This is a genomic window from Thermus thermamylovorans, from assembly GCF_004307015.1.
GTDB lineage: Bacteria > Deinococcota > Deinococci > Deinococcales > Thermaceae > Thermus > Thermus thermamylovorans.
The window spans coordinates 1-1,118 of sequence record NZ_SIJL01000043.1; the positions used below are offsets into that span (position 1 = coordinate 1).

Annotated in this window: 1 protein-coding gene; it reads right to left on the bottom strand. The window is 62.0% G+C overall.

Annotation, left to right across the window (positions count from 1 at the left end; translation table 11 throughout):
• A partial coding sequence (locus ETP66_RS11800; RefSeq protein WP_130842774.1) for a tyrosine-type recombinase/integrase occupies positions 1 to 1,074 on the bottom strand: 1,074 nt, incomplete at its 3' end.
• Positions 1,075 to 1,118 lie beyond the last annotated feature (44 nt).

Consider the following 1,118-nt stretch of genomic DNA (forward strand, 5'->3'; position numbering starts at 1 on the left):
GATGTTGGGGTTGGCGTGGCCCAAGCGTTCACTCACCACCTCCAGGGGGATGCCCCGGGAGAGGGCCAAAGTAGCCCAGGTGTGCCGCAGATCGTGCACCCGCACCTTCCCCAAACCCGCCCTCTGGGCTAGTCGGCGGAGGTAGTGGTTGAAGGCATCGGGGTCATAGGGTTTATTCCCGCCGAAGAGAAAAACCTCCGCAAGCTCCTCCGGGGTCAGGCGTTCCAAGAGTTCGTGACGGCGCTGTTCTAGGCGCAAGAGCAATCCTCGGGGCAAGGGTACGGTCCTTCGGGCGCTCCTGGTCTTGGGAGCGCTAAAGGTAGCTTTGCCTTCAACCTTGGTCCATGAACGCCAAACCCTGACTTCCCCCCGGGTGAAGTCGATGTCCCGCCATTGCAGGGCGAGAGCTTCCCCCCGGCGTAGCCCGGTTTCCAGCATGAGGCGGAGGAGGAGGGCCATATCGGGGCTTTTGGACCGCTCCGCTTCCTCCAGGAGGCGGGCCACCTCGTGGGGTTCCAGAGCCCTCGCGGCCTTTTCCCCTTGGGGGAGGCGTAGGCTCACCGCTTCTGCAGGGTTGCGGGCTACCAGTTCCAGGCGCAGAGCTTCCCGGAAGAGGGCTTTGAGGCGCATGAGGACTTTGCCGACCGTTCTGGTCGAGTACCCCTGCTCCATGACTTTATCCAGTGCCTCGCGAATGTGAGCAGGGCGCACTTCCTGTAAGCGCATACGGCCTAGAGGGTCATGAACGAGAGGGTCTTTGAGAGAGGGCATAGCCCTTGTAAGCTCCTCTTTGGCAAGGCGCAGAGAGTTCGGTCGCAAGCCTTCCCGCTCGAGGCGTTTCAAGTATTCCGTAGCGAAGTCGCGCACGATGAGCCTCGAGGGTTCGGCCAAGAGGCCCTTGGCCTTCTGGTCTACCAGCTCGGCCAGGAGCTTTTCCGCTTCGCGGCGGCTATCGGCGTAACGTTTGGCCTTGAGGAGCTTACCCGTGGCGGGGTCTACCCACTTGAGCTCGGCCACCCATTTGCTCTTAGCGGTGTCGTAGTAAGTGGAACCACCTCCCTTACCCCGTGCCATACTCTCCCTCCCTTCGTTTGTCCCACATTCCGCACCCCTCCCAC